Raw genomic sequence first — 25318 nt, forward strand, 5'->3', positions numbered from 1 at the left:
GAATTCCGAAACCCCTGTCTGCTAACGCAGACAGGGGTTTTGTCGTTCTGGGCCTGCCGTTGCCTTTGCTACGAGGTTTTTTTGTTCTGGGCTTCTGGACTGGCGAGGTACCGGGTGATGACCTCAACCCCGCGATTGAGATGGTTGACCAGCAATTGCACCGATCCTTCGACATCCCGCGCGTCAGCGGCCCGCCACAAGGCCCGGTGATCTTCCTGGGACAACTTGCCCAGGCCCATCGCTTCGAGGTTGAAGCGCAGGAAACGCTCTTCTTCGTTCAGTCCGTCCTCTACCAGTTTCAGTAACCGGCGATTAGGTGCCCTGCTGTAGAGCGACATATGGAAGAGGCGATTGAGCCGGCCGATTTCGGTATAGTCCTGTTCCGTCTCCAGCTCGTCGATATAGCGCGCGGCCTGTTCGAGATCCGCCGCCTCAAGCAACGGCACCGATAAACGTAGTGCTTCGGACTCCAGTAAAATCCTTAGGGCGTAGGTTTCCGCGGCATCGCCCTGGACGAGCGGGGCAACCACAGCGCCTTTATGGGCGATCACGTTGAGCAATGCCTGGGCTTCCAGTTGGCGCAACGCTTCACGCACCGGCATGCGGCTGACCCCGAAGAGATCGGCCAGGTCTTGCTGGCGCAGAGCGATGCCACACGGCAGGCGACCGTCCAGGATGGCCGAGCGCAAGGTTTCTTCGATCACCGAGCGCGCCAGGTGCGCGGGAATCGGCCCGTTGACCTTGATACTGCTGAGGGGGTTGGGCTTTTGTGTCACTACTACGCACCCTGATTGACTGAAGTTTTGGATCCAATTGACACTAGTGACTGCCTGACGGCTTGTCAAACGCCCCATAAGAGCGTCTTTCCCTTAGTTTAGCGTGCCGTCAGTGATCTCAGTGTGCCATTATTTTTTCCCGAGCTAACCTACACCTTCACTCGATTCCACCTGACTACCCTGGATGCCTCGCCTTGGCGGTACGTTTTCCGATATCCCGGATCTTGCGCTGCTCGTGCGGCGCCTTGCTGCTGGCCGGTGTGCTGCTGGGCGGTGTGCATGCCGATGGGGACTTTTCCCTGATCAGCGCTCGGGCGCAGGCATTGTACGGATCTTTGGGCGAAGGTCAGCAGCGCATAGATGCGTGGCAGCACATGTTGGCTACGCAGAAACAAGTTGGCGAGCTGGAACAGCTCAACGTGATCAACCGCTTCTTCAACAAACAACTGCGTTACGTCGAAGACATTGACCTGTGGCACCAGGTCGATTACTGGGAAACACCCGTCGAAGCCTTGTGGAAAGGCGCCGGTGATTGCGAAGACTACGCGATCGCCAAATATTTCAGTCTGCGCCACCTTGGCGTTTCCAGTGACAAGCTGCGCATCACGTACGTAAAGGCGCTGAGTCTGAATCGCGCGCACATGGTGCTGACCTACTACTCAAGCCCGGAAGCCGAACCGCTGGTGCTCGACAGCCTTGTCGACTCGATCAGGCCGGCCAGCCAGAGAAAGGATTTGCTGCCGGTCTACGCTTTCAACGCAGAAGGGTTGTGGTTACCGGGGGCCAAGGGCAATCAGAAGGTCGGGGACACCAAGCGTTTGTCCCGTTGGCAGGATGTGCTGAAAAAAATGCAGGCCGAAGGATTCCCGGTCGAGACGACTAACTAGGAGCACGCCCACAGATGTCTTTGTTCAAACAGCTTTTGATCGCTATCTGTCTGTTCCTGGTCGTCGCCTTCACCGGCAGCTTCATGGTCAGCCTGGAAAGCTCGCGCTCCCAGTACGTCAACCAGCTGCGTTCCCACGCCCAGGATGCGGCGACGGCGCTGGCGCTGTCACTGACGCCCAATATCGACGACCCGGCGATGACCGAACTGCTGGTCAGCTCGATCTTTGACAGCGGTTATTACGCCAGCATCCGTGTGGTCGATTTATCCAACGACAAGACCCTGATCGAACGCAGCGGCATTGCGGCCGATACCCGGGTGCCTGACTGGTTCGTCAAACTGATTGGCCTGGAGCCTGCCGGGGGCGATGCGATAGTCAGTCGCGGTTGGGTACAGGCCGCACGGGTCGAGGTGGTCAGTCACCCGATGTTCGCGCTGGCCAAGTTGTGGCAAAGCGCGTTGGGCAGCTTGGGGTGGTTGCTGTTCTGTGGCGTGGTCAGCGCGATACTGGGCGCGCTGTTGCTGCGTCGGCAATTGAAGCCCCTCGATTACATGGTCCGGCAGTCCCACGCCATTGCCCGCCGCGAGTTTCTCAGCCTGCCGCAATTGCCGCGCACGCCGGAACTGCGTCGCGTGGTGCAGGCCATGAACCAGATGGTCGAGAAGCTCAAGGCGCTGTTTCAGGAGCAGGCCGAACGCAGTGAAAAGCTGCGGGTCGAGTCCTATCAGGACAACCTGACCGGCTTGGCCAACCGACGTTACTTCGAGATGCAACTGAATGCACGGGTGAGCAATCCCGAGCAAGCCAGCTCCGGTTACTTGCTGCTGTTGCGGGTCAAGGATCTGGCCGGGTTGAACCAGCGGCTGGGCGGCCAGCGCACGGATGCGTTGCTCCAGGCGGTTGGTCAGCAGTTGTCCCGCGAGTGCGCCAGATATCCGGAAACAACCAACCTGGTCACACGGATTCGTGGCGGCGAATTCGCCGTTCTGGCCCCAGGCCTGGTGCGTGAAGAAGCAGTGCAACTGGCGCAGCACCTCGACACGGCCTTGGCCAGTCTGTACGCCACCGGTGCTACTGACGTCCCCTCTGTAGCGGCGATCGGGCTGGCGCCCTTTATTCATGGCGACGCCCCGCAAGCCGTACTCGGGCTGGCGGATCAGGCATTGGCGCAGGCCGAAGGCCAGACCGATTCGAACTGGGTCTGCCTCGATCACAGGGCCCCGACCCATGTCGGCGACGACCATCATGCCTGGCACAACCTGCTGGATCAGGCCTTGGAGCAACGACGATTCAAGTTGTTTTTCCAGCCCGTGGTGGCCAGTCAGGACACGCAGCTGGTACTGCACTACAAAGTGCTTTCCCGCCTGATCGACGACCAGGGCGAGAGCATCCCTGCCGGACGTTTCTTGCCGTGGCTGGAACGGTTCGGCTGGGCGGCGCGACTGGACCGGCTGATGCTGGAGCTGGTACTGGAGCAGATGAGCACCCACGAAGAATCAATGGCGCTGAACCTGTCGTCGGCCACCCTCGAAAACCCGCAAGCGTTGACTGCGGTCTTCGCCACGCTGCGTTCGCACTCCAATCTGGGACCGCGACTGACCCTGGAAATCGGCGAAGAGCAATTACCACAGCAAGCCAGTCTCGAAGCGCTGACCCGGCGTTTGCGAGAGCTCGGGTTCTCCTTGGGTCTGCAGCATTTCGGTGGACGCTTCAGCATGATCGGCAACCTGGCGCGCTTGGGGTTGGCCTACTTGAAGATCGACGGTAGCTACATCCGTGCGATTGATCAGGAGCGCGACAAACGCCTGTTCATCGAAGCCGTCCAGCGTGCGGCCCACAGTATTGATCTGCCGCTGATTGCCGAGCGGGTCGAGACGCAAGGGGAGTTGGCGGTGCTTAGCGAGATGGGCGTGTACGGCGTTCAGGGACGGTTGGTGGGCGAGCCCAAGCCTTGGCAATAGGGCAATCGCAAAGGTTGCAGCCTTCTCACAGCGGTCGCTGACGAAGGCTGCGATCCCCGGATGTCAGATAAACCCTTCCTCATCATCCTCAACCAGATTACTCAACCCACCCAACGCCTCACGCGCCTGGAAGCGGTCCATGAGTTTGGTCTGCGCGGGCTCTGGCAGGTCCGTTACGAGAATCACGCCTTTGCTGATCAGCACGGCGATCAAGTCGTCGAGTACCCGGATCATTTCCAGGTCGCTCTGGCGCAGTTGCTTGAGCTGTTTGATTTGCAGCAGTTGTTTGTGGCTGGTGGCCATGACTTCATTGGCGAACCAGGCCTGGAGGTCAGGGTGGTCGGCCGGCAGCGTTTCCGTGGATTCGGCGTAGGCTTCGGCTTCCACGCGCAGCAGTCGGCCGTCTGGATTGCGTTGCACGTAGAACATCGAGCATCCCTCAAAAGTGAGCCGCGTCATGCTGTCAGCAGCATAGTCAACATCTACCCAGTAGAGGGCGTTCGTCATATCCATGGCGCCAACAATTGCACTTACAGTCGTCGCGGGCAGGTCATTGCCGGCAGATCATCGCAAAGTAATAACTAAGACATTGATTTAGAACATATATGTTTGAGTTTGAAGCAAACATGCTTGTAACCATAGTTCATATGGTCCGCGAATTGCTTAGTTCAGTTGAAATAGTTACAGGTGCCGTCCATCTACCGGTCTGCCACCTGGCGCAAATGATGTGCGCACCGGCAATGCTTGCTGGATAATCGCGCGCCGCCGTTCGGGGCCTTGTATTTAGTTGCTTGCGTTGCAGTTCGGCTGTCGGGAATGCGCAGGACGCGCCAAATAAATAAAGCACCTCTTCGTCAATTTTATGGCGATAAAAAAGGTTTTTTTAATCGCGTTCAACTATTACAATTGCGGCATTCAAATTATTGACGATGTCATTTTGATGGTCGCCTCGATGAACCCTCGAGCTACGTGCTCCCTTATGTGCCAGCGCCTCGGATAGTCTTTTATGAATCGTACAGACGATATATCGAACCTGTTCAACAGGTTCGGGGCAAGTGCGGACAGTTATCTCGAGTTCGGCAGCCATTTCGACTACAAGGAAAAGCCGTTGACGCTGGTGCCGGCTGCGCCTGCACCTGTAGCTGAAGTCGATCAGCCTGATGAGCAATACGAGAGCGCTGTAGCCGATGCCACAGATGGCATCGAGACGCCGTTGGTGCCGGCTGATTCTGCGCAGCCTGCTGCGCCGCTTCGCCATTTGCTGGCCGAAGTCGCCCTGGCACGTCAGGCCGAAGCGCAAGCACGTAATGAAGAGGCACTGCGCCAGGCGCTGCCCCATGGTCGTCCGGCCAAGACCAGGGCGCATGTCATTGCGGTGATATCGGCTAAGGGAGGCGTTGGCAAAAGCACCCTCGCCTCTGCGTTGACCACCGCATTGCGCCTGGAGGGCGGGCGGACACTGGCCATCGACCTCGATCCGCAAAACGCGTTGCAATACCACTTGGGTGCCGAGCCGGATGTGGCAGGAATGGCCTACGCCAGCCTCAAGGGTGAGGACTGGAAGTCACTGCTGCTGGCCGGCTCTGCGGGTTCGTTGCTGCTGCCCTACGGTTCGGTGACCGAGGACGAGCGCCGTACGCTGGAGCGCTATCTGGAAAACGATCGTTACTGGCTGGCTGGCCAGTTGGCGAGCATGGACCTGAGCGAAAACGACGTGGTGATTCTCGACACGCCACCGGGTCGTACGTCCTACCTGACGCAAGCCTTGATGGTGGCTGATCAGGTGCTGGTCGTCGCCACCGCCGATGCGGCATGTTTCGTCACGCTGGACCAGATGGAGCGTTTGCTGGAAGAGCGCGGCGCCCGGGGCCAGGCGCCGCTGTGCAATTACGTGATCAATCAGTTCGACAGCGATCGCCTGTTCTGCCGGGACATGCACGAAGTGCTCAAGCGCCGCCTCGGCTCGCGGCTGCTGGGTGTCGTGGCGCTCGATCATGCCATTGGCGAAGCCCTTGCCTATGGTGAAAACCCGCTGCTGCAGGCCGAGTCCTCCCAGGCTTGCCGCGACATGCTGATGCTGACTGACAGGGTCAAAACGCAGTTGAATGCCATGGCCGTCGCAGAGTCATATGCCTCGTGATCAACACCACCGCTCCAGATACAGCCGCTCCCTCCCGTTCGCAGCGCTGGGCACAATCGCTCTCCGATCGCCTGGACAGCCTGCCAGCGACGTTGCGTCGGGCGCTGACCGTGAGCGTGACGCTGTTCTGCGGGCTGTTGGCCGTGTTCATCATCACGGTGCCGTTCGACCTGTATTCGCAGTGCTTCTTTGCCCTCGGCTGCTTCATCGCTGCGATGGTACTGCGCAAGATTCCCGGACGCCTGAACGTGCTGATGCTCATCGGGCTATCACTGACCGCTTCCCTGCGCTACATATACTGGCGACTCACTTCCACCCTCGGGTTCGAGGGCTGGGTCGACATGCTGTTCGGCTACGGCCTGGTCCTGGCCGAGCTGTACGCGATGATTGTGCTGGTGTTCGGCTATGTGCAAACCGCCTGGCCGCTGCGACGCAAACCAGTATTGATGAGCGGACCGCCGAGCGAGTGGCCGACGGTCGATGTGTTCATCCCGTCGTATAACGAAACCCTCGACATTGTGAAGGTCACCATCTTCGCCGCCCAGGCCATCGACTGGCCCCAGGACAAACTGCGCGTGCATGTGCTTGACGACGGTCGCCGCGAGGACTTCCGCGAGTTCTGCGAACAGATCGGCGTGAATTACATCGTTCGTGACAACAACCGCCACGCCAAGGCAGGCAACCTGAACGAAGCGCTCAAGGTCACCAGTGGCGAGTTCGTGACCATTTTCGACGCCGACCACGTGCCGACCCGTTCTTTCCTCCAGGTGTGTGTCGGCTGGTTCATCAAGGATCCGAAGCTGGCGATGCTGCAGACGCCACACTTCTTTTTCTCGCCGGACCCCTTCGAGAAAAACCTCAATACCTTCCGTTCCGTGCCGAACGAAGGCGAGTTGTTCTACGGTCTGGTGCAGGACGGCAACGACCTGTGGAACGCGACGTTCTTCTGCGGCTCGTGTGCGGTGATCCGTCGGGCACCTTTGCTGGAAGTCGGTGGCGTGGCCGTCGAGACCGTCACCGAAGATGCCCACACCGCGCTCAAGCTCAACCGCGCCGGTTACAACACCGCCTACCTGGCCATTCCCCAGGCGGCGGGCCTGGCAACGGAAAGCCTGTCGCGCCACATCAGCCAGCGGATTCGCTGGGCACGTGGCATGGCGCAAATCTTTCGCACCGACAACCCGTTGCTCGGCAAAGGCCTGAGCATGGGCCAGCGCCTGTGTTACCTGAACGCGATGCTGCACTTTTTCTACGGGCTGCCGCGCCTGGCGTTCCTGACCGCGCCGCTGGCATTCCTGTTTTTCGATGCACAGATTTTCCACGCCTCGGCGTTGATGATCACCGCGTACGTATTGCCGCACATTCTTCACGCCAGCCTGACCAACTCCAGTATCCAGGGACGGTTCCGCCACTCGTTCTGGAACGAGGTCTACGAGACGGTGCTGGCCTGGTACATCATGGGCCCGGTACTGATGGCGCTGGTCAACCCCAAGTTCGGTGGCTTCAACGTGACCGACAAGGGCGGAGTGATCGACAAGAAGTACTTCGAATGGAAACTGGCCCGGCCGTACATCGTGCTGTTGCTCTTGAACGCCACTGGCCTGGTTTATGGCGGGATACGCCTGATGGAGGGTGCCGAAGGCGCCACGACCACGATCCTGATCAACCTGGCGTGGACCGTCTACAACCTCATCATCACCAGCGCCTCGGTGGCGGTGGCCAGCGAAACCCGTCAGGTGCGTTCCGAACCACGGGTGGCGGCGGTCCTGCCGATGCGCCTGTCCCGCGCCGATGGCAGCGTGATCGAGGGCGTGACCCAGGACTTCTCGCAAAAAGGCCTGGGCTTCCGTTTGCCAGATGGCATCGAGATTCCCAAGGGCGAGCGGGTGCAGATTGCGCTGTTTCGCAAGCAACAGCTGAGCGTGTTCCCGGCCGTCATCGTCTTCAGTCGCGGGGACCTGTTGGGGGCGCAATTCGACCAGTTGACCCTGCGCCAGCAAAGCGAGCTGATACGCCTGACGTTCTCCCGCGCCGATACCTGGGCTTCGACCTGGGGCAATGGCCAGGTCGATACGCCCCTGGCCGCCTTGCGCGATGTCAGCGGCATTGCTCTTCGCGGTATCTACGAACTCTTCAAAGCAACGGTCATGGAAGTGCGGAACCTTTTCCGCCGTCGCCACGTCTCCCCGTCCACCCTGGAAAATGTTTTGGACAAGTGATGAACTCGAAGTCTTTCGCTTTCGGTAGCCTGCGCGCGCCCCGCCGCGCACTGGTACGCATGACGTGCGCGTTGCTGGCAATGGGTGGTAGTGCGACGGCATTCGCCGAGACCGCGCCAGTGGATGCGGTGCCGGGCGCCAATGGCTATAGCGTGACGCTCAAGCAACTGGGCCGCAATTATCCGATGAGCTTGCGCGGCGTGGAGTCCACCGACAGCGTCAACTTCGATGTGCGTGCCGATTCCATCGTGACCGGCGCCAGGCTGAAACTGCAATACACCTATTCCCCGGCACTGCTGGCCGACCTGTCGCAGATCAACGTCATCGTCAACGATGAAGTGGCCGCGAGCCTGCCGTTGCCCAAGGAAAACGCCGGTCAACTGCAAACCCACGAAGTCACCATCCCGCCGCAACTGATCACCGAGTTCAACCGCTTGAGCCTGCAATTCGTCGGTCACTACACCATGAGTTGCGAAGACCCGACGCATTCCAGCCTGTGGGCGAAGATCAGCAACGCCACCGAGCTGAGCATCGAAGTGTCGCCGCTGGTGCTGCCGAACGATCTGTCGATCTTGCCGTTGCCATTCTTCGATCGCCGCGATGCGCGCACCCTGGGCCTGCCATTCGTGTTCGCCGCAGCGCCCGACAACACCACCCTGGAAGCGGCTGGCGCCCTGTCGTCGTGGTTCGGCGCCCAGGCCAGTTACCGCGGGGCGAAGTTTTCTACGCACATCAACCAGATCCCGGCCCACGGCAATGCCGTGGTGCTGCTCAGCGGTCCGGATGCGTTGCAGATCGGCGGGTTGAGCCTGCCGGCGGCCAAGGGCCCGACCCTGAGCTTGATGGCCAACCCCAATGACGAGAATGGCAAGTTGCTGGTGATTACTGGCCGCGATGCCGCCGAACTGAAGACGGCGACCACCGCGCTGGTGCTCGGCAGTCAGGCGCTGTCGGGCAGCAGCGTGGTGATCGATCAACTCGACAGCGTGCAGCCGCGCAAGCCTTACGATGCCCCGAACTGGCTGCCCAGCGATCGCCCGGTCAAGCTCGGCGAGCTGCTGCCGGCCAAGCAATTCAACGTATCGGGCTACAACCCGGGCGACATCACCGTACCGTTGAATTTCCCGCCGGACCTGTTCACCTGGCGTGATGAAGGTGCGCCGTTGAACGTGAAATACCGCTACACGCCGCAAGAGAAGTCGAGCAATTCGTCGTTCATCGTCAGCTTCAACGATGGCTTGATCCAGTCGCAGAACCTGCTGCCCCAGGACAAGCTGGAAAACAGCGTGTTGAAAACCCTCAAGCTCAACGACGACAGCCTCAACCGCGAAACCCGCGTGCGCCTGCCGTTGAACTCGGTGGCCCTGCAATCGCGACTGCAACTGCGCTTCATGTTCGACTACATCAAGCAGGGGGAATGTGGCGACATCATCATCGACAACATGCGCGGCAGCGTCGATCCGGAATCGACCCTGGACCTGAGCGGCTACGACCACTTCATGGCCATGCCGAACCTGGGCGTGTTCAAGGACGCGGGCTTCCCGTTCACCCGTCTGGCTGACCTGTCGCAGACCGCCGTGATCCTGCCGGACAACGCTGGCGCTGCCGAGCTGGATGCCTACCTGACCGTGCTCGGCCGCTTCGGCCAGTCCACCGGTTATCCGGCCACTGGCGTGCTGGTGGCGCAAGCGGCGCAGGTTCAAGCGGTGGCGGATAAAGACTTGCTGGTGCTTGCTTCCGGTAACAACCAACCATTGCTGACCCAGTGGGCTGATCGCCTGCCGGCGACCGATAGCGGCGACCAACAGAGCTTTCACCTGTCTGACTTGCCGATGCGCGTACGCGACTGGTTCAGCCCCGACCCGGAAGCGAACCAGCGCAAGGCACGGTTGGCCATGGCCTTCTCCGGGGGTGCGCGCAGCACTTACCTGACGGGTTTCGAATCGCCGCTCAAAAGCGGTCGCAGCGTCGTGGTAATCGCCAGCGGCCAACCGCAAGGCCTGGCTGAAGCGACCAATGCCCTGATCGGCGGCGAGGATTACACCCAGTCCATCCAGGGCAGCCTGGTGGTAGTGCGTGGCAAAACCATCGAGCCACTGGTGGCGGACGAGCAGTACTACGTCGGCGAACTGGGCCCGTTCAAACGCCTGGAATGGATGCTCTCGCGTCATGTCGGTTTGACGCTGCTGCTGACCGGCCTCGGTGTGGTGTTGCTCAGTTGTCTGGCCTATCTGGCGCTGCGGTCCCGTGCCAAACAGCGGTTGAGCGACTGAGAACACCATGAGAAACCACAGGACCCCTGGATGCAATTTTGCCCAACAGCGCCGCTGGCGCCGGGCCGTGCTTTGGCTGGCTGGCACGCTGGCGACCTTGAGCCTGACACCGGCCATGGCTGACGAGGCCGCATGCAAAAGCGCCGATTGGCCGCTGTGGCAAACCTACGCCACGCGTTTCGTGCAGAACGACGGTCGCCTGCTGGAGTCCAGCGTCGAAACCAATCACAGTACCTCCGAAGGCCAGTCCTACGGCATGCTGTTCGCGCTGATTGGCAACGACCGCGAGCGTTTCGATGCCTTGTGGAAATGGACCGCCGCCAACATGGCCGGCGCCGATGTCGGCAACCGTCTGCCAGGCTGGTTGTGGGGTCAGGGCAAGGACGGCAAATGGCAGTTGCAGGACGCCAACTCGGCGTCCGATTCTGACCTGTGGATTGCCTACTCGCTGCTCGAAGCGGCGCGGCTGTGGCAGCGCCCGGATTACCGCGAAGACGCCCTGCGCCTGCTCAGGAACATTGAAACCAACCTGGTGGTGAGCCTGCCAGGGCTAGGCAAAATGGTCCTCCCCGGCCCCGAGGGTTTCACTCAGCCCGATCATCTGTGGCGCCTTAACCCGAGCTATTTGCCGCTGCCGTTGCTACGTCGACTGGCCAAGGAAGCACCGAGCGGGCCGTGGAAGGAAATCGCCGAAAATACCGTAAAAATGGTCAGTGCCTCCAGCCCGAAAGGCTATGTGGCGGACTGGATCGGCTATCGCGCAACCGCGCCGAAAGCCGGTCTGTTTGTGGTTGATCCGGTCAAAGGCGAGCTGGGCAGTTACGACGCGATTCGCGTCTACCTGTGGGCCGGCATGACGCCCAGGACCGACCCGTTGGCGGCACCGCTGCTGGCACGCCTGGACGGCATGTCGAATAGCACGGCTTCCACCGGTATTCCTCCGGAAAAAGTCCAGGTCATCAGCGGTGCGCTCGAAGGGCAGGGCCCGTTCGGGTACTCTGCCGCGCTGATCCCGTACTTCCAGGCCAAGGGCCAACCCTGGCTGGCCGAGCAGCAGCAACGTCGGGCCGAAACGGCTTTGAACGCGGCGCTGGCAAAAGCCGATGGCGAACGTGTTGAACCGCTGTACTACAACGCCATGCTTAGTCTGTTCGCACTCGGCTGGGCTGAAAAACGCTATCAGTTTCGTGATGACGGAACACTCAAACTGACTTGGGAGACGTCATGCACCCGCGCCGTCACACGCTAGCCATCGGTATTCTCGCCACCCTCATCGGCACCGCCGCCCACGCCGAAACCAGCGATGCGCAAATGCGCCTGGTGGAGCAGGGCCAATATTGGCAGGCCCGGGATAACGCTGCGCGTGCGTCAGAAGCCTGGGAGAAAGTGCTGCGCCTGGACCCCAACCAGATCGACGCGCTGTATGGCATGGGCCTGATCGGCGTCAAACAGGACAAACCGCAACAGGCGCAGCAGTATCTGGCGCGGTTGCAGGGGTTGTCGCCGCGACCCTGGCAGGCTGCGCAACTTGAGCAGGACATCGCCCTGACCGATCCGCAGAACATTGCGCTGCTGGACGAAGCCCGGCGTCTGGCCGACGGCGACCAGCGTGACAAGGCCACTGAAGTGTTCCGCCAATTGTTTGCCGGCCGCACGCCTGAAGGCAAGATCGGTCGCGAGTTCTACACCAACCTGGCTTTCAACGATGCCGGCTGGACCGAGGCGCGCAAAGGCCTTGAGCGCTTGCTGCGGGAAACGCCGAATGACTCGATTGTCGCGCTGTTCCTGGCCAAGCATCTGGTGCGTCATGAAGACAGCCGCGCGGAAGGTATCCGGGCCCTGGCCAAACTGTCGACCCGTACCGATATCGCCGGTGACGCCGATGAGAGCTGGCGCCTGGCGCTGGTGTGGATGGGGCCGCCGAATGCCTCGCAAGTGCCGTTATTCGATGACTTCCTGAAAGTACATCCCGAAGACCAGGAAATCCGCGACCTGCTCAACAAGGGCAAGTCGCAGTCGACCACTGCCGGTGCGCCGGTGTGGCAGCAGGATCCGCTGGTGGCGCGAGGGCTGCAAGCGCTGGAGAAGGGTGACCAGGCCGGCGCCGAAAAAGCCTTCGCCGCGCGCCTGAAAAGCAAACCCGACGACGCCGATGCCCTGGGTGGCCTTGGCGTCGTGCGTCAGCAACAAAACCGTTTCGGCGAAGCCGAGCAGTTGCTCAACCGGGCCATCGCCAATGGCGGCACACGCTGGAAGCCGGCATTGGATAACGTGCGTTATTGGGCGCTGCTGCAACAGGCCCGCGATCAGGCCAGGACGCAACCGGCCAAGGCGCAAGCCAGCATCGCCCAGGCCATGCGCCTGAACCCGAACGGCGTCGATGCGCGCCTGGCCCTGGCCGACATTCAGGCCCAGGCCGGCCAACTGGACGCCGCGCAAGCCAACTATCGCCAGGTGCTGAATGTGCAGCGCGGTAACCCGCAGGCCGTTCAAGGCCTGGTCAATGTGCTGGCGCAAACCGGTCAGGCCGATGAAGCCCTGCGCCTGCTCGACACCCTGACCCCGGCCCAGCAGGCCGAAATGGGCGGCGGCGCTCGCCTGCGTGCCTTGCGTTCCACGCAGGCGGCCAAACTGGCCGAACAGCGCGGTGATAACCGCGCGGCACAACAAGCCCTGGTGCAAGCCATCCAGGACGACCCGGACAACGTCTGGACGCGTTTCGACCTGGCGCGTTTGTACCTCAAGGCCGGCGAGCCGCAAAAGGCTCGCGACCTGATCGACAGCTATCTGAAAAGCCATCCGACCCACATCGACGCGCTCTACACCAGTGCCTTGCTCTCGGTGGAAATGGAGCAGTGGAACGCCGCGCAAGCAACCATCAGCCGTATACCGGCCGAGCGCCGCACCGCGGACATGAATCAGTTGGCCGACCAGATCACCCTCACGGTGCAGATCAAACTGGCGGCCAGCATCGCCAAGCGTGGCCAACGCCAGGAAGCCCTGGCCTTGCTCGATCGCCTGCAGCCGGTGGCCAGCCGCACGCCTGACGGCATGGCGACCCTGGCTGCGGCCTATGTCGATGCCGGCGACTCGGCACATGCGCAGCAAATGATGCGCAACGTCATCGCCCAGACGCCGACGCCATCCGCGGACCTGATGCTGCAATACGCCAACCTGTTGCTCAAGACCGGCGACGACGCTCAGGTCAACTCGATCCTGCACGGCTTGCAAAACCAGCCGATGAGCGTGGCCACGCGCAAACGCTTCGATGACGTGCTGTATCAGTACCGCATTCGCCAGGCCGATATCCTGCGTGAAAATGGCGATCTGGCGGCTGCCTACGATACGTTGGCACCGGCGCTGGCTTCGCGTCCGGGGGACGCGGGCGCCGTCTCGGCACTGGCGCGCATGTACGCCAGCAACGGCGACAATGCCAAGGCGTTCGAGCTGTACAAGCCGTTGTTGCAGCGTCAGCCCAACGACCCGCAGATTTTACTGAATGCCGCTGACGCGGCGGTTCAAGCCCACGACAATGGCTACGCCGAGCGTGCGCTGGAACAGTTCCTGAAACTGGAAACCTACGACCCGCAATCGCTGACCGAAGCGGCGCGGATCTACCGCAGCATGGGCAAGTCCAGCCAGGCCACCGAGTTGCTGCGCAAGGCTGTTGCCATTGAGCAGAACGAACAGAAACGCAGCCTGACGGCTCAGGCCAATAGCCTGAACGTCGCCCCGAACCCGTTCGTGGGTTTGCCGGGCCAGCGCAACCAGGTGAGCCGAGTACCGGTGGACGCGATTCCCGCCCCGGCACAGGCACAGCTTGATGCAGCCGCGCCGGTCATGGTCGCCAGCGATGCGGCACTGCCGGCCGATGCCTATCCGGGCCAGGCCCAGCCACGCATGGCTGCTGGTGCGCGAACCCAGGCGTTGCCGGCGGGGCGCTTTGCCGGTGCCGGCGGTAACCCGTTCGCGCCTCAGGCCACGGTCAATGTCGCGGTGGACCAAGCCAGTTCCGCCCAGCGCGCGCTGGACAACATCCTGCAGGAGCGCAGCGGCTACGTGACCCAGGGCGTCACCATCCGCAGCAATGACAGCGAGTCGGGCATGAGCAAAATGACCGACGTTGAAACGCCGCTGGAGATCAACGTGCCGTCGGGCGAGAACCGCTACGCCGTGCGCGTGACCCCGGTATCGCTGAATGCCGGCAGTGTCGACAGCGATTCGGCCAGCCGTTTCGGCGGTGGATCATCCGCCGACGGCGCCGGTTCCCAGCGTGACAAAGGCGTGGGCCTGAGCGTGGCCTATGCCCGCCCGGATGAAGGCATCAAGGCCGATGTCGGCACAACGCCAATGGGCTTCAAGTACAGCACCGCCGCTGGTGGCGTGAGCGTGGACCGGCCGTTCGCCGACAACTCGAACGTGCGTTATGGCGTCAGTGTTTCCAGGCGTCCGGTGACGGACAGCGTGACTTCGTTCGCTGGCACCACCGACGACCGCGCCGGTCAGTCGTGGGGCGGCGTGACGGCCAACGGCGGGCGGGCTCAGCTCAGCTATGACGATCAGCAGGTCGGCACCTACGGCTACGGTTCGTGGCACAAGTTGCTCGGCCACAACGTCGAATCCAACAGCCGCACCGAACTGGGCGGTGGCGTGTATTGGTATCTGCAAAACGCCGAAGACAGCAAGCTGACCCTGGGCCTGAGTGCCACCGGCCTGAGCTTCGAGAACAACCAGGATTTCTTCACCTACGGCCATGGCGGTTACTTCAGCCCGCAAAGCTACTTCGCCTTGGGCGTGCCGGTGACCTGGTCGCAGCGCACCGACCGGTTTTCCTATCAGGTCAAGGGTTCGGTGGGCGTGCAGTACTTCGATCAGGACGCGGCGGATTACTTCCCGAACGACAAAGACCTGCAAGCTGCCAACAACCAGCGCTACAAAGGCCAGAACAAGACCGGCGTGGGCTACAGCCTGAGCGGTGCAGGCGAATACAAATTCGGTTCGAACTTTTTCCTCGGTGGCAATCTCGGCCTGGACAACGCCCAGGACTACAAGCAATTCACCGGGGCCATGTACCTGCGTTACATGTTCGAAGACATGAACGGCTCGATGGAGCTGCCGGTCAGCCCCTACCGCTCCCCTTATTCCAACTGATTCCTGGAGACTTAAATGCCTTCTTCCGTTCTTGCCGGTATGACCCTTCTCGTACTCGGTGAAAGTCACATGAGCCTGGCGGACCACCTGATGGAACCGCTGCAAGCCAACCTGACCCAGCAGGGCGCAATCGTACATTCGATCGGCGCGTGCGGCGCCAGTGCCGGCGACTGGCTGATCACCAAGAAAGTCGATTGTGGCGCCGAGCAGAAAGGCGACGGCAAGATCGTCATCAAGGGGCGCGAAGCCACCACCACGCCGATCAAGGACCTGATCGCCGCCGACAAGCCTGACCTCGTCGTGCTGGTCATCGGCGATACCATGGCTTCCTACGATAAACCGGTATTCCCGAAAGCCTGGGCCTGGCAGAACGTGACCGCCCTGGCCAAGGAGATCACCGCCAACGGTGCCAAGTGCGCGTGGGTCGGCCCGGCGTGGGGCAAGGAAGGCGGGATGTACAAGAAGAACGATACGCGTACCAAGCTGATGTCGGCGTTCCTGGCGAGCAACGTGGCGCCTTGCACCTACATCGACTCGCTAACGCTCTCCAAGCCGGGTGAGTGGGTGACCACCGACGGCCAGCATTTCACCGTGGCCGGATACAAGTCCTGGGCCAACGCCATCGGTGGCGCACTGGCAAAACTGCCGGCCGATGCGGTCAGCAACAAGGGAGCCAAGCAGTGATGCGTGCCCTGTCTGCGGTATGCGCCCTGGCGGCGCTGGTTTGCAGCGCCAACGCCGTGGCGGCCGAGTTCGCCCTGTACCCCACCGGCCCCAGCGAAGACGCGGCGTTCATCCGTTTCGTCAACGCCGGCAACGCGCCGCTGGATGTGATCGCCCAGGCCGGCCAGCCGCCGATGCGCCTGGAAGCGGCGCAAGCGGTGTCGCTGTTTTTCCCGGTACAGGCGAGCAGCCCGGTCAAGGGCACCCTGGTCAGCGGCGCTCAGAAACTGGCCATGGACCTGAAAATCGAACCCGGCGAATTTGTCACCGTAGTTGCGCTGCCCGACGGCGCCGGCATCAAGCAGGTCGCCGTGCGCGAGCAGCCTGACGACTTCAACGGCTTGAAAGCGTCGTTGGCGTTCTTCAACGTCGACGCCGCTTGTGCCGATGCCAGCCTGCGTCCTGCGGGGCGTAGCGCCGACCTGTTCAAGGCGGTGCCGCTCGACAGCCTGCAGCGTCGTTCGATCAACCCGGTGAGCCTGTCGGTGCAGCTGGTCTGTGCGAACGCCAATGTCGGTGCGCCGCTTGACCTGGGCGAACTGAAGGCGGGTGAGCGTTACAGCGTGCTGCTGGTGCCGTCGGCCAACGGCCCGCGTTTATTGAACGCCACGGACACCTTGTCCCACTGATCGGATTTTGCCGCTGCCATGGTCTTCGCCTCACTCGAGTTCCTGACGCTGTTCCTGCCGGCCTTTCTGCTGGTGTATGCCCTGGCCAGACCGGCCTGGCGCAACGTCATCCTGCTGATCGGCAGCTGGCTGTTCTATGGCTGGCTGAGCCCGCTGTTCCTGAGCTTGCACGTGGTGTTGACCATCGTCGCCTGGGTTGGCGGCCTGCTGGTGGACCGTGCACGCGAGGGTTCCAAGGGGCGAGTGAGGTTGTTGATTGCGTTGATCGTGTTCAACACGGCGGTGCTGTGCTGGTACAAGTACGCCAACATCCTGGCCCTGACCTGGAATGACCTGATCACTTACTACGGCGCCATGCCGCTGGAGTGGCAACGAGTGGCGTTGCCGGCGGGGTTGTCGTTCATCGTGTTGCAAGCGATCTCCTACCTGGTGGACGTGCACCGCCACACGGTGCCGGTGGAGCGCAGCTTCATCAATTACGCGACTTACATTTCGATGTTCGGCCACTCGATTGCCGGGCCGATCATTCGTTATGACTGGGTGCGCCGCGAGCTGACCCAGCGATATTTCAATTGGCAGAATTTCTCCCTGGGCGCGCGCCGTTTCATGATCGGCATGTGCATGAAGGTGCTGGTGGCGGACACCCTGTCGCCGCTGGTGGACGTGGCATTCCATCTGGAAAACCCTTCCTTCGTCGACGCCTGGATCGGCTGCCTGGCTTACTCGCTGCAACTGTTTTTCGACTTCGCCGGTTACAGCGCCATGGCCATAGGCCTGGGCCTGATGCTGGGCTTTCACTTTCCGGAAAACTTCAACCGGCCGTACCTGGCCAGCAGCATCCAGGACTTCTGGCGGCGCTGGCACTTGTCGCTGTCGAGTTGGCTGCGCGACTACCTGTACATCGCCCTTGGCGGTAATCGCAACGGCGCGTGGAAGACCTATCGCAACCTGTTCCTGACCATGGCCATCGCCGGTCTGTGGCACGGCGGTGACAGCTGGAACTACCTGTTGTGGGGCTCGGCGCACGGCATTGCCTTGTGCATCGATCGCTTGTGGTCGCGCTCCAGCCTGCCGAGTATTCCGCCGCTGCTGTCGCACACATTGACGCTGCTGTTCGTGTTCCTGGCCTGGACCTTGTTCCGCGCTCCGGATTTCCATTCGGCATTGACGATGTATGCCGGACAGTTCGGCCTGCACGGGTTCGCATTGGGCGATGCGCTGGCGGTGACGTTGCGTCCGGTCCACGGCATCGCGGCGCTGCTCGGTGTGCTGTACATCGTTGCACCGGTGCTGCAAAGCCGCTTTGAGCAGCGCTTTGTCGGCCATGCGTTGTTTGCACCGATGCTGGGTTTCCTGCTCGCGTTCGCGTTGGTCGCGAGCCGCGAGTCTGTGCCCTTCCTGTACTTCCAGTTCTGATGACCGCGCCCATGACTTCCTTGTCCAACATCCCGGCCCAATCCAGCGCAGTGACCGCCCCTGTCAGCAAGGCATCGGGGATCTTTTTCGTGGCTTTCCTGGCGCTGGGTTTCGTCTCATGCACCTGGCTGCTGTTGAGCGGCAAAGTCGAGATGCTGCCGCCCAGGTTGACGCTCGATGAGGCGCTGCACGGCGAGGTCACCCACAAGGTCGCCAAGCAGCTGTCGAAGGCTGCCGTGCCGGAACAGGGCGCGGACCTGGAACGTGGCGCCAGCTGGCTGTTGCTCGGCGATACCGGCCCGCGTGTGCGTTCCGGCTGCCCGGGCTGGCTGTTCCTGACCGACGAGATGCGCATCAATCGTCACGCTCAAGCCAACGCCGAGACCAAGGCGGGTGTGGTGCAAGAGATCCAGAAACGCCTGGCCAGTCGTGGCATCAAGCTGCTGGTGGCGGTGGTGCCGGACAAGAGCCGCATCGCCAGTGCGCAACTGTGCGACCTGCGCCGACCGCTGCAGTTGCAGCCGCGTGCGGTGGCGTGGGTCGATGGCTTGAACAAGGCCGGCGTCGCCGCGATCGATCTCGCCCCGAACTTGCAACCCCTGGGTGCCGACGCCTACCTGCGCACCGATACCCACTGGAGCGAAACCGGTTCCGCGGCGGCGGCCAGGGCGGTGGCCAGGCAGGTACAATCCCTGGGCATCAGTGCCACGCCACACAAAGACTTCGAGGTGAAGGTCCAGGACCCGGCTCGCCGTCCTGGCGACCTGGTGCGGTTGGCCGGGCTCGAGTGGCTGCCGGTGACCTGGCAACCGCAGCCGGAAACTGTCGCTGCCACCCAGATCTCCGAGAAAGCTGGCGATGTACAAAGCGGCGGCGATAACCTCGATGACCTGTTCGGCGATGACAATTTGCCGAACGTGGCGTTGATCGGTACTTCGTTCTCGCGCAATTCCAACTTTACCGGTTTCCTGCAACAGGCACTGGGCGCGCCGATTGGTAACTTTGCCAAGGACGGAGGAGAGTTCGCAGGTGGCGCCAATGGTTATTTCGATAATCCGGCGTTCAAACAGACTCCGCCGAAGCTGGTGATCTGGGAAATTCCCGAGCGGGATTTGCAGACGCCTTACAGTGAAGTCATCGACTGGGCCAAATAAACCGGTGAGGCTGATGGCCTCATCGCTGGCAAGCCAGCTCCTACAGGGATTATGGCTCAGCGGGAAAAGCCATATCGTTATTCTTTAACGGTATTTAAATTAGTCTTCTTATATCTATAAAGTTAATTCCCTGCGTACCTGCCGACCAATCGGCGCGCCGCACGACACGAACCAACACGACATCCGTGAGTTTCTGATCGACGCGCGCGCCCTTGAGCGTGCCGTGCGTGGGAGTGTTTTATGTCTGCAGCTTCAGCATCGCCAAGCATCGCGCCACAATTCTTCGAAATCCGCCCGTTCAGCGGCGCGGTGGGTGCCGAAATCATCGGTCTCGATTTGTCCCGCCCGCTCGATGACCAGGACTTCGCACGCATTCACCGTGCGCACCTGGATCATCACGTGGTGGTGTTCCGCGACCAACGCATTACCCCCGAGCAGCAAATCGATTTCAGCCGCCGTTTTGGCGTGTTGCAGATCCATGTGCTCAAGCAATTCCTGCTGGCCGGGCACCCGGAAATCCTCATCGTTTCCAATATCATCGAGAACGGCCAATCCATCGGTCTGGGAGATGCCGGCAAGTTCTGGCACTCCGATCTTTCCTATAAGGAACTGCCAAGCCTGGGTTCGATGCTGCATGCCCAGGAACTGCCGTCCGAAGGCGGTGACACCCTGTTCGCCGACATGCACAAAGCCTGGGAGAACCTGCCCGAGGCGCTGCGCAAGGCCGTCGAAGGGCGCTCGGCCGCGCACTCCTACACGGCGCGCTACAGCGAGACCAAATTCGAAGGCAACTGGCGCCCGACCCTGACCCCTGAACAACTGGCGCAAGTCGCCGAAGTCATCCACCCGGTCGTGCGCACCCACCCGGAAAACGGCCGCAAGGCGTTGTTCGTCAGCGAGGGTTTCACCACCCGCATCGTTGGCTTGCCGGAAGACGAGAGCAAGCAATTGCTCGACGAGCTCTACGCCCACAGCGTGTTGCCGCAAAACATCTACCGCCATCAGTGGCAGCCCCATGACCTGGTGTTCTGGGACAACCGTTCGCTGATCCACCTCGCCGCCGGATGTCCCAGCCATCTGCGCCGCAAGTTGTATCGCACCACCATCCAGGGCGACGCGCCTTTCTGATTTGCCGGAGATTTGACCATGTCCAAACGTCTACCCTTTGCACCGCTGGCCGCGGCCCTCGGCCTGGGTTTCAGCCTGATCGCCGGCAGCCTGGTGGCACCGACCGTGGCCCACGCCGAAGGTGAAATCCGCATCGCCGAACAGTTCGGCATCGTCTACCTGCTGCTCAACGTGGTGCGCGACCAGAACCTGATCGAGAAGTACGGCAAGCAGGAAGGCATCGACATCAAGGTCGACTGGACCCAGCTCTCCGGTGGCGCGGCGGTCAACGATGCGCTGCTCTCCGGTTCGATCGACATTGCCGGTGCCGGCGTCGGTCCGCTGCTGACCATCTGGGACCGCACCCACGGCAAGCAGAACGTCAAGGCCGTGGCCTCCCTGGGTAACTTCCCGTACTACCTGGTGAGCAACAATCCCAAGGTCAAGACCATCGCCGATTTCACCGAGAAGGACCGCATTGCGGTGCCGGCCGTGGGCGTGTCGGTGCAGTCGCGCTTCCTGCAATACGCGGCCGCCAAGCAGTGGGGTGACAAGGAATTCAATCGCCTCGACAAGTACACCATCGCCGTCCCTCACCCTGATGCCACGGCCGCATTGATCGCCGGCGGCACCGAGTTGAGCGGGCACTTCTCCAACCCGCCGTTCCAGGATCAGGCGCTGACCAACCCGAACGTGCACGTGGTGCTCAACACCTATGACCTGCTCGGCCCCAACTCGCCGACGGTGCTGTTTGCCACCGAGAAATTCCGTGAGGAAAACCCGAAGACCTACAAGGCCTTCATCGATGCGCTGACCGAAGCCGCGCAATTCGCGCAAAACGATAAAGGCGCGGCGGCGGACACTTACATCCGCGTCACCAAGGCCAAGATCGACCGCGCCGAACTGCTGAAAATCATCGACAACCCGCAGTTCGAATTCAGCGTCACGCCGAAAAATACCTACCCGCTGGCCGAGTTCCTCTACCGTGTGGGCGCGATCAAAAACAAACCGGATTCGTGGAAGGACTACTTTTTCCAGGATGCCAAACCGCTGCAAGGGAGCTGACCGACATGAACGCCCCCTTGCAAGGCCACACGGTCAGCAAACCGATCGCCGCAGCCCAGGCGCTGTTGTCGGTCGATAACGTCAGCCTGGAGTACCGCACGCCCCAGCGGGTGGTGCGGGCCACCCACCAGGTCAGCTTCGAGGTCGATCCGGCGGACCGTTTTGTCCTGCTCGGGCCGTCCGGTTGCGGCAAGTCGACATTGCTCAAGGCCGCCGCCGGCTTCATCCAGCCAGTCGAAGGCGAGATCCGCCTTCAGGGTCAGCGCGTCGATGCGCCGGGGCCGGACCGCATTGTCGTGTTCCAGGAATTCGATCAACTGCCGCCGTGGAAAACCGTCAAGCAGAACGTGATGTTTCCGCTGCTGGCCTCGAAAACCCTCAAGCGTAAAGAGGCCGAAGAGCGGGCGCTGCACTACCTGGAAAAGGTCGGCCTGGCGGCATTTGCCGACGCCTATCCACATACCCTGTCGGGCGGCATGAAGGCGCGCGTTGCCATCGCCCGGGCGCTGGCGATGCAGCCGAAAATCCTCCTGATGGACGAACCCTTCGCCGCGCTCGACGCCCTGACCCGACGCAAGATGCAGGAAGAGTTGCTGCTGCTCTGGGAGGAGGTGCGTTTCACGCTGCTGTTCGTCACGCACTCCATCGAAGAGGCGTTGGTGGTGGGCAATCGCATCCTGTTGCTTTCGCCACATCCGGGTCGGGTGCGGGCGGAAGTCCACAGTCATCAATACGATCTACACAGCCTCGGCGGCGTGGCTTTTCAGGAGTCGGCGCGGCGCATTCACAGGTTGTTGTTCGATGAAGGCCAGTCACCGGAGACCGAGCGCGAGCTGGGTTTCGCTGACATCCGCATCGCTTATTGAGCCGTTTGAGAGGAGGGCCCGATGAGCCATTTATCATCTTCGCGTGAAGAATTCGAAACCGTTTTGCAGCCACTGACCAGCGTGCCGCTGGAGCGTGAATTACCGCTCGGCCAACGCCTGTGGCAACAGGGCTGGCTGCGCAAAAGCCTGATCCTGATTCTGCTTGCCGTACTCTGGGAGGCCACTGCGCGTTACACGAACAACGACTTGCTGTTGCCGAGTTTTGTGCAGACCGCTCATGCGCTGTATGACGGCCTGCTCAGCGGTGAGTTGCTGGGCAAGGTGTGGATTTCCCTGGTGGTGCTGCTCAAGGGCTACCTGATCGGCATTGTCCTGGCGTTTGCCCTGACGACGCTGGCGGTATCGACCCAATTCGGTCGCGACCTGCTCAGCACCCTGACCTCGATGTTCAACCCATTGCCGGCGATTGCGCTGCTGCCGCTGGCGCTGCTGTGGTTTGGCCTTGGGCAGAACAGTCTGATCTTCGTGCTGGTGCATTCCGTGCTCTGGGCCCTGGCGCTCAATACTTACGCAGGCTTTCTCGGCGTTTCGGAAACCCTGCGCATGGCCGGACGCAACTACGGCCTCAAGGGCATGCGCTTCGTGCTGTTCATCCTGATCCCAGCGGCACTGCCGTCGATCCTCGCCGGATTGAAAATCGGCTGGGCCTTCGCCTGGCGCACGTTAATTGCCGCCGAATTGGTGTTTGGGGCCACCAGCGGCAAGGGCGGGTTGGGGTGGTACATCTTCCAGAACCGCAATGAGTTGTATACGGACAAGGTGTTTGCGGGGTTGGCGGTGGTGATTTTGATTGGGTTGCTGGTAGAGAATCTGGTGTTTGATTCGTTGGAGCGGGTGACGGTGAAGCGGTGGGGGATGCAGCGTTGAATTGACATTGGCGCGATACAAAAGGGTGTGGGTCAGCTATTTTCGCGCATCCACACCAAACGTTGTATCCGGCTTATCCGGGCAGGGTCATTCTGTATCGCGACTGAGGCATGAGAGTTGTTCTCGCGAATTTGCTCAACCATATGGCTCGGATCGGTGCGGGTTGATATCTGTGGGAGTTGGCGGGAGATGTCGCTATCAATTAATGGGCTCATGTCCTGGGCGGTGTATGGCGGAGGCGGAGGCGGTGGTCGAACTGAAGGTCTAGGCATGCGGCGTGTATACGCTGGAGGCGTTCCGTCAAAGATCGCCAAGGTGTTTGGAATCAGTTTTTTGTAGGAGAAGGTGCCAGGGTCATGGCTGAAGTACGCAGGTGGACTATTATGGGGTCTCGAAAAAGAGCTGATACTCCCAAATATTTCTTCAGTGGGAGGAACAGTACGACGTAGGGATATCGAAGGCGCTGCGTCCATGGGTCTATTTCCGAGCGTGCCTCTCCCAGTGACAGGGGAGCTTGACACCCAGTGATCGAAAAGCGTGTTTGCTCTACGCCGAGCGTAGTTAATGGCGGTTTGTAGAGCTGAGGAAATGACGCGCAATACTCCAACATGTCCAGTCGGATCTATATGATTGACTGGATCTCCCACGCAATACGTATACGGATTCAACCCGCCCCACCCAAACGGACTCCAACTGTCCGGACTATGAAACCGCATCAATCGCGGGTTGTAGGCACGATAGCCATTACCCAACAAATACCAACTGGTTTGCATCTCACGCAATTGGCCATTGAGGCCCAGGTGTGTGATGACTTCCTGTTGCCCGGACTGTTGCCCGTAAGCGGAATAGGCGATGGCGTTGGTTCTCCCATCGACGATTTCGACGATGATTGAATGGCTGCTGTCGGTTGCCAGCAGCGTCGTGCGTTGCCAGGAAGGAGATTTCTGATCAACAGGTTTGAGTTGAGTCATGCCGATGGCTTCGCCGAAATATGGTCGAGAGATTTAGTTTTACACCTCACGTCCTCAGGCGAGAACTATCAGAACTGCTAGGGCGTCTGGATCTTTTGATCTGCTAGCATTGCGCCTGAATCAATCCTGATTAGCTACGAGTGCTCCCCATGCAACTCCCAGACATGAACCTCTTGGTCGCCCTCGACGCCCTCCTCGACGAGGGCAGTGTGGTGGGCGCGGCGCGGCGGATGAACCTCAGCCCGGCGGCGATGAGCCGCACGTTGACGCGCATCCGCGAGGCCATTGGCGATCCGATACTGGTGCGTGCCGGCCGGGGGCTGGTGCCGACGCCGAAGGCGCTGGAGTTGCGCGAGCAGGTGCGCGACGTGGTGGAGCAGGCCGCGCAGTTGTTCCACTCGGCCAGGGTGGTGGATCTGGGCAGTTTGCGGCGGCGCTTCAGTATCCGCGCCAACGATTTTTTCATCGGCATCTACGGCGGCAAGCTGTTCGATACCGTGGAGCGTCAGGCCCCGCATTGCGAATTGCGTTTTGCGCCAGAGGGCGATGGCGATGATGAGGCCTTGCGCGAGGGGCGCATCGATCTGAGCGTCAGCAACAACCGGCCGTTGATGCCGGAAGTGAAGGTGCAGAACCTGTTTTCCACTCAGTTTGTCGGCCTGGTGCGCGAGGACCATCCATTGCTCGATGAGGAGATTACTGCCGAGCGTTTTGCAGGGTTTCCCCACATCAGTATGTCCCGCCGCGGTATCGCTCGAGGGCCGATCGATGCGGCACTCAACGCCCTGGGCCTGGAGCGCCGGGTAGCGGTGATCGCCCCGAGTTTCCACGCGGCGATGTTCGCCTTGCCCGATTCCGACCTGATTCTGCCGGTGCCCAGGGAGACGTTATTGAGCGTCCGTCGGCTGGGGCTGAAGTTGCGTTCGTTCACCCTGCCAATCCCGTTGCCCACCATCGTGCTCAACCAGGCCTGGCATCCTCGTTTCGACAATGACCCGGCTCACCGTTGGCTGCGCGAAACCCTGAAAACCTGCTGTGACGAGACGTGGCTGGCGGCGCAACCGGTCCCGTAGGAGCGAGCTTGCTCGCGAA

At 61.2% G+C, this 25318-nt stretch carries 19 protein-coding genes; 16 read left to right on the plus strand and 3 right to left on the minus strand.

The window, feature by feature from the left end; genetic code table 11:
• Nucleotides 1–68: 68 nt before the first annotated feature.
• The gene (locus NPS56_RS13175; RefSeq protein WP_274074995.1) at nucleotides 69–776 is read right to left on the minus strand and encodes a GntR family transcriptional regulator; all 708 of its coding nucleotides are present in this window, start codon (nucleotides 774–776) and stop codon (nucleotides 69–71) included.
• Between the two features lie 194 nt (nucleotides 777–970).
• On the opposite strand from NPS56_RS13175, the gene lapG reads away from it, so the two are divergent.
• Nucleotides 971–1663 (plus strand): cysteine protease LapG, encoded by a 693-nt coding sequence (gene lapG / locus NPS56_RS13180; protein ID WP_274074996.1) that lies wholly within the window; start codon nucleotides 971–973, stop codon nucleotides 1661–1663.
• A 14-nt stretch (nucleotides 1664–1677) separates the two neighbouring features.
• Nucleotides 1678–3624, plus strand: coding sequence for a cyclic di-GMP receptor LapD (gene lapD / locus NPS56_RS13185; protein ID WP_274074997.1), 1947 nt, complete (start codon nucleotides 1678–1680; stop codon nucleotides 3622–3624).
• 63 nt (nucleotides 3625–3687) lie between these two features.
• On the opposite strand, the gene NPS56_RS13190 is transcribed toward lapD, so the two are convergent.
• A complete protein-coding gene (locus NPS56_RS13190; protein WP_274074998.1) occupies nucleotides 3688–4053 on the minus strand; it encodes a tryptophan synthase subunit beta in 366 nt (121 codons plus the stop codon).
• Between the two features lie 577 nt (nucleotides 4054–4630).
• Between NPS56_RS13190 and bcsQ the strand changes: the two genes are divergently transcribed.
• From bcsQ to NPS56_RS13255, 13 genes are all read left to right on the plus strand, one after another.
• The gene (gene bcsQ / locus NPS56_RS13195) at nucleotides 4631–5764 is read left to right on the plus strand and encodes a cellulose biosynthesis protein BcsQ (protein WP_274074999.1); all 1134 of its coding nucleotides are present in this window, start codon (nucleotides 4631–4633) and stop codon (nucleotides 5762–5764) included.
• Nucleotides 5761–7983, plus strand: coding sequence for a UDP-forming cellulose synthase catalytic subunit (gene bcsA, locus NPS56_RS13200; protein ID WP_425313627.1), 2223 nt, complete (start codon nucleotides 5761–5763; stop codon nucleotides 7981–7983). The genes bcsQ and bcsA overlap by 4 nt, the downstream gene beginning before the upstream one ends.
• A complete protein-coding gene (gene bcsB, locus NPS56_RS13205; RefSeq protein WP_274075000.1) occupies nucleotides 7983–10256 on the plus strand; it encodes a cellulose biosynthesis cyclic di-GMP-binding regulatory protein BcsB in 2274 nt (757 codons plus the stop codon). The genes bcsA and bcsB overlap by 1 nt, the downstream gene beginning before the upstream one ends.
• 7 nt (nucleotides 10257–10263) lie before the next feature.
• Nucleotides 10264–11505: a cellulose synthase complex periplasmic endoglucanase BcsZ gene (gene bcsZ, locus NPS56_RS13210; protein ID WP_274075001.1), complete on the plus strand. Its 1242-nt coding sequence runs from the start codon at nucleotides 10264–10266 to the stop codon at nucleotides 11503–11505.
• Entirely contained in the window at nucleotides 11481–15407 is a 3927-nt protein-coding gene (locus tag NPS56_RS13215) for a cellulose biosynthesis protein BcsC (RefSeq protein ID WP_274075002.1), read from the plus strand. Before bcsZ ends, NPS56_RS13215 begins: the two co-directional genes overlap by 25 nt.
• 15 nt (nucleotides 15408–15422) lie before the next feature.
• Nucleotides 15423–16091: an SGNH/GDSL hydrolase family protein gene (locus NPS56_RS13220; protein WP_274075003.1), complete on the plus strand. Its 669-nt coding sequence runs from the start codon at nucleotides 15423–15425 to the stop codon at nucleotides 16089–16091.
• Complete coding sequence (locus NPS56_RS13225; protein WP_274075004.1) at nucleotides 16091–16759, plus strand: alginate O-acetyltransferase AlgF; 669 nt, start codon at nucleotides 16091–16093, stop codon at nucleotides 16757–16759. Before NPS56_RS13220 ends, NPS56_RS13225 begins: the two co-directional genes overlap by 1 nt.
• A gap of 18 nt (nucleotides 16760–16777) precedes the next feature.
• Nucleotides 16778–18175, plus strand: a complete 1398-nt coding sequence (locus NPS56_RS13230) for an MBOAT family O-acyltransferase (RefSeq protein WP_274075005.1) — start codon at nucleotides 16778–16780, stop codon at nucleotides 18173–18175.
• An 11-nt stretch (nucleotides 18176–18186) separates the two neighbouring features.
• On the plus strand, nucleotides 18187–19329 hold the full coding sequence (locus NPS56_RS13235) for an alginate O-acetyltransferase AlgX-related protein (RefSeq protein ID WP_274075006.1): 1143 nt from the start codon (nucleotides 18187–18189) through the stop codon (nucleotides 19327–19329).
• Nucleotides 19330–19569: 240 nt separating this feature from the next.
• A complete protein-coding gene (locus NPS56_RS13240) occupies nucleotides 19570–20457 on the plus strand; it encodes a TauD/TfdA dioxygenase family protein (protein ID WP_274075007.1) in 888 nt (295 codons plus the stop codon).
• An 18-nt stretch (nucleotides 20458–20475) separates the two neighbouring features.
• A complete protein-coding gene (locus tag NPS56_RS13245) occupies nucleotides 20476–21501 on the plus strand; it encodes an ABC transporter substrate-binding protein (protein ID WP_274075008.1) in 1026 nt (341 codons plus the stop codon).
• Between the two features lie 5 nt (nucleotides 21502–21506).
• Nucleotides 21507–22367, plus strand: a complete 861-nt coding sequence (locus NPS56_RS13250; protein ID WP_274075009.1) for an ABC transporter ATP-binding protein — start codon at nucleotides 21507–21509, stop codon at nucleotides 22365–22367.
• 21 nt (nucleotides 22368–22388) lie between these two features.
• Nucleotides 22389–23255, plus strand: coding sequence for an ABC transporter permease (locus NPS56_RS13255; protein WP_274075010.1), 867 nt, complete (start codon nucleotides 22389–22391; stop codon nucleotides 23253–23255).
• Between the two features lie 32 nt (nucleotides 23256–23287).
• Here the strand turns inward: NPS56_RS13255 and NPS56_RS13260 are convergent, their stop codons facing one another.
• Nucleotides 23288–24226 carry an RHS repeat-associated core domain-containing protein gene (locus tag NPS56_RS13260; protein ID WP_274075011.1) on the minus strand — a complete coding sequence of 313 codons (939 nt, stop codon included), beginning with the start codon at nucleotides 24224–24226 and terminating at the stop codon, nucleotides 23288–23290.
• 149 nt (nucleotides 24227–24375) lie between these two features.
• On the opposite strand from NPS56_RS13260, the gene NPS56_RS13265 reads away from it, so the two are divergent.
• Complete coding sequence (locus NPS56_RS13265; RefSeq protein WP_274075012.1) at nucleotides 24376–25299, plus strand: LysR family transcriptional regulator; 924 nt, start codon at nucleotides 24376–24378, stop codon at nucleotides 25297–25299.
• Nucleotides 25300–25318: the final 19 nt, after the last annotated feature.

This window comes from Pseudomonas putida (genome assembly GCF_028682635.1).
Taxonomy (GTDB): Bacteria; Pseudomonadota; Gammaproteobacteria; order Pseudomonadales; family Pseudomonadaceae; genus Aquipseudomonas; species Aquipseudomonas putida_AE.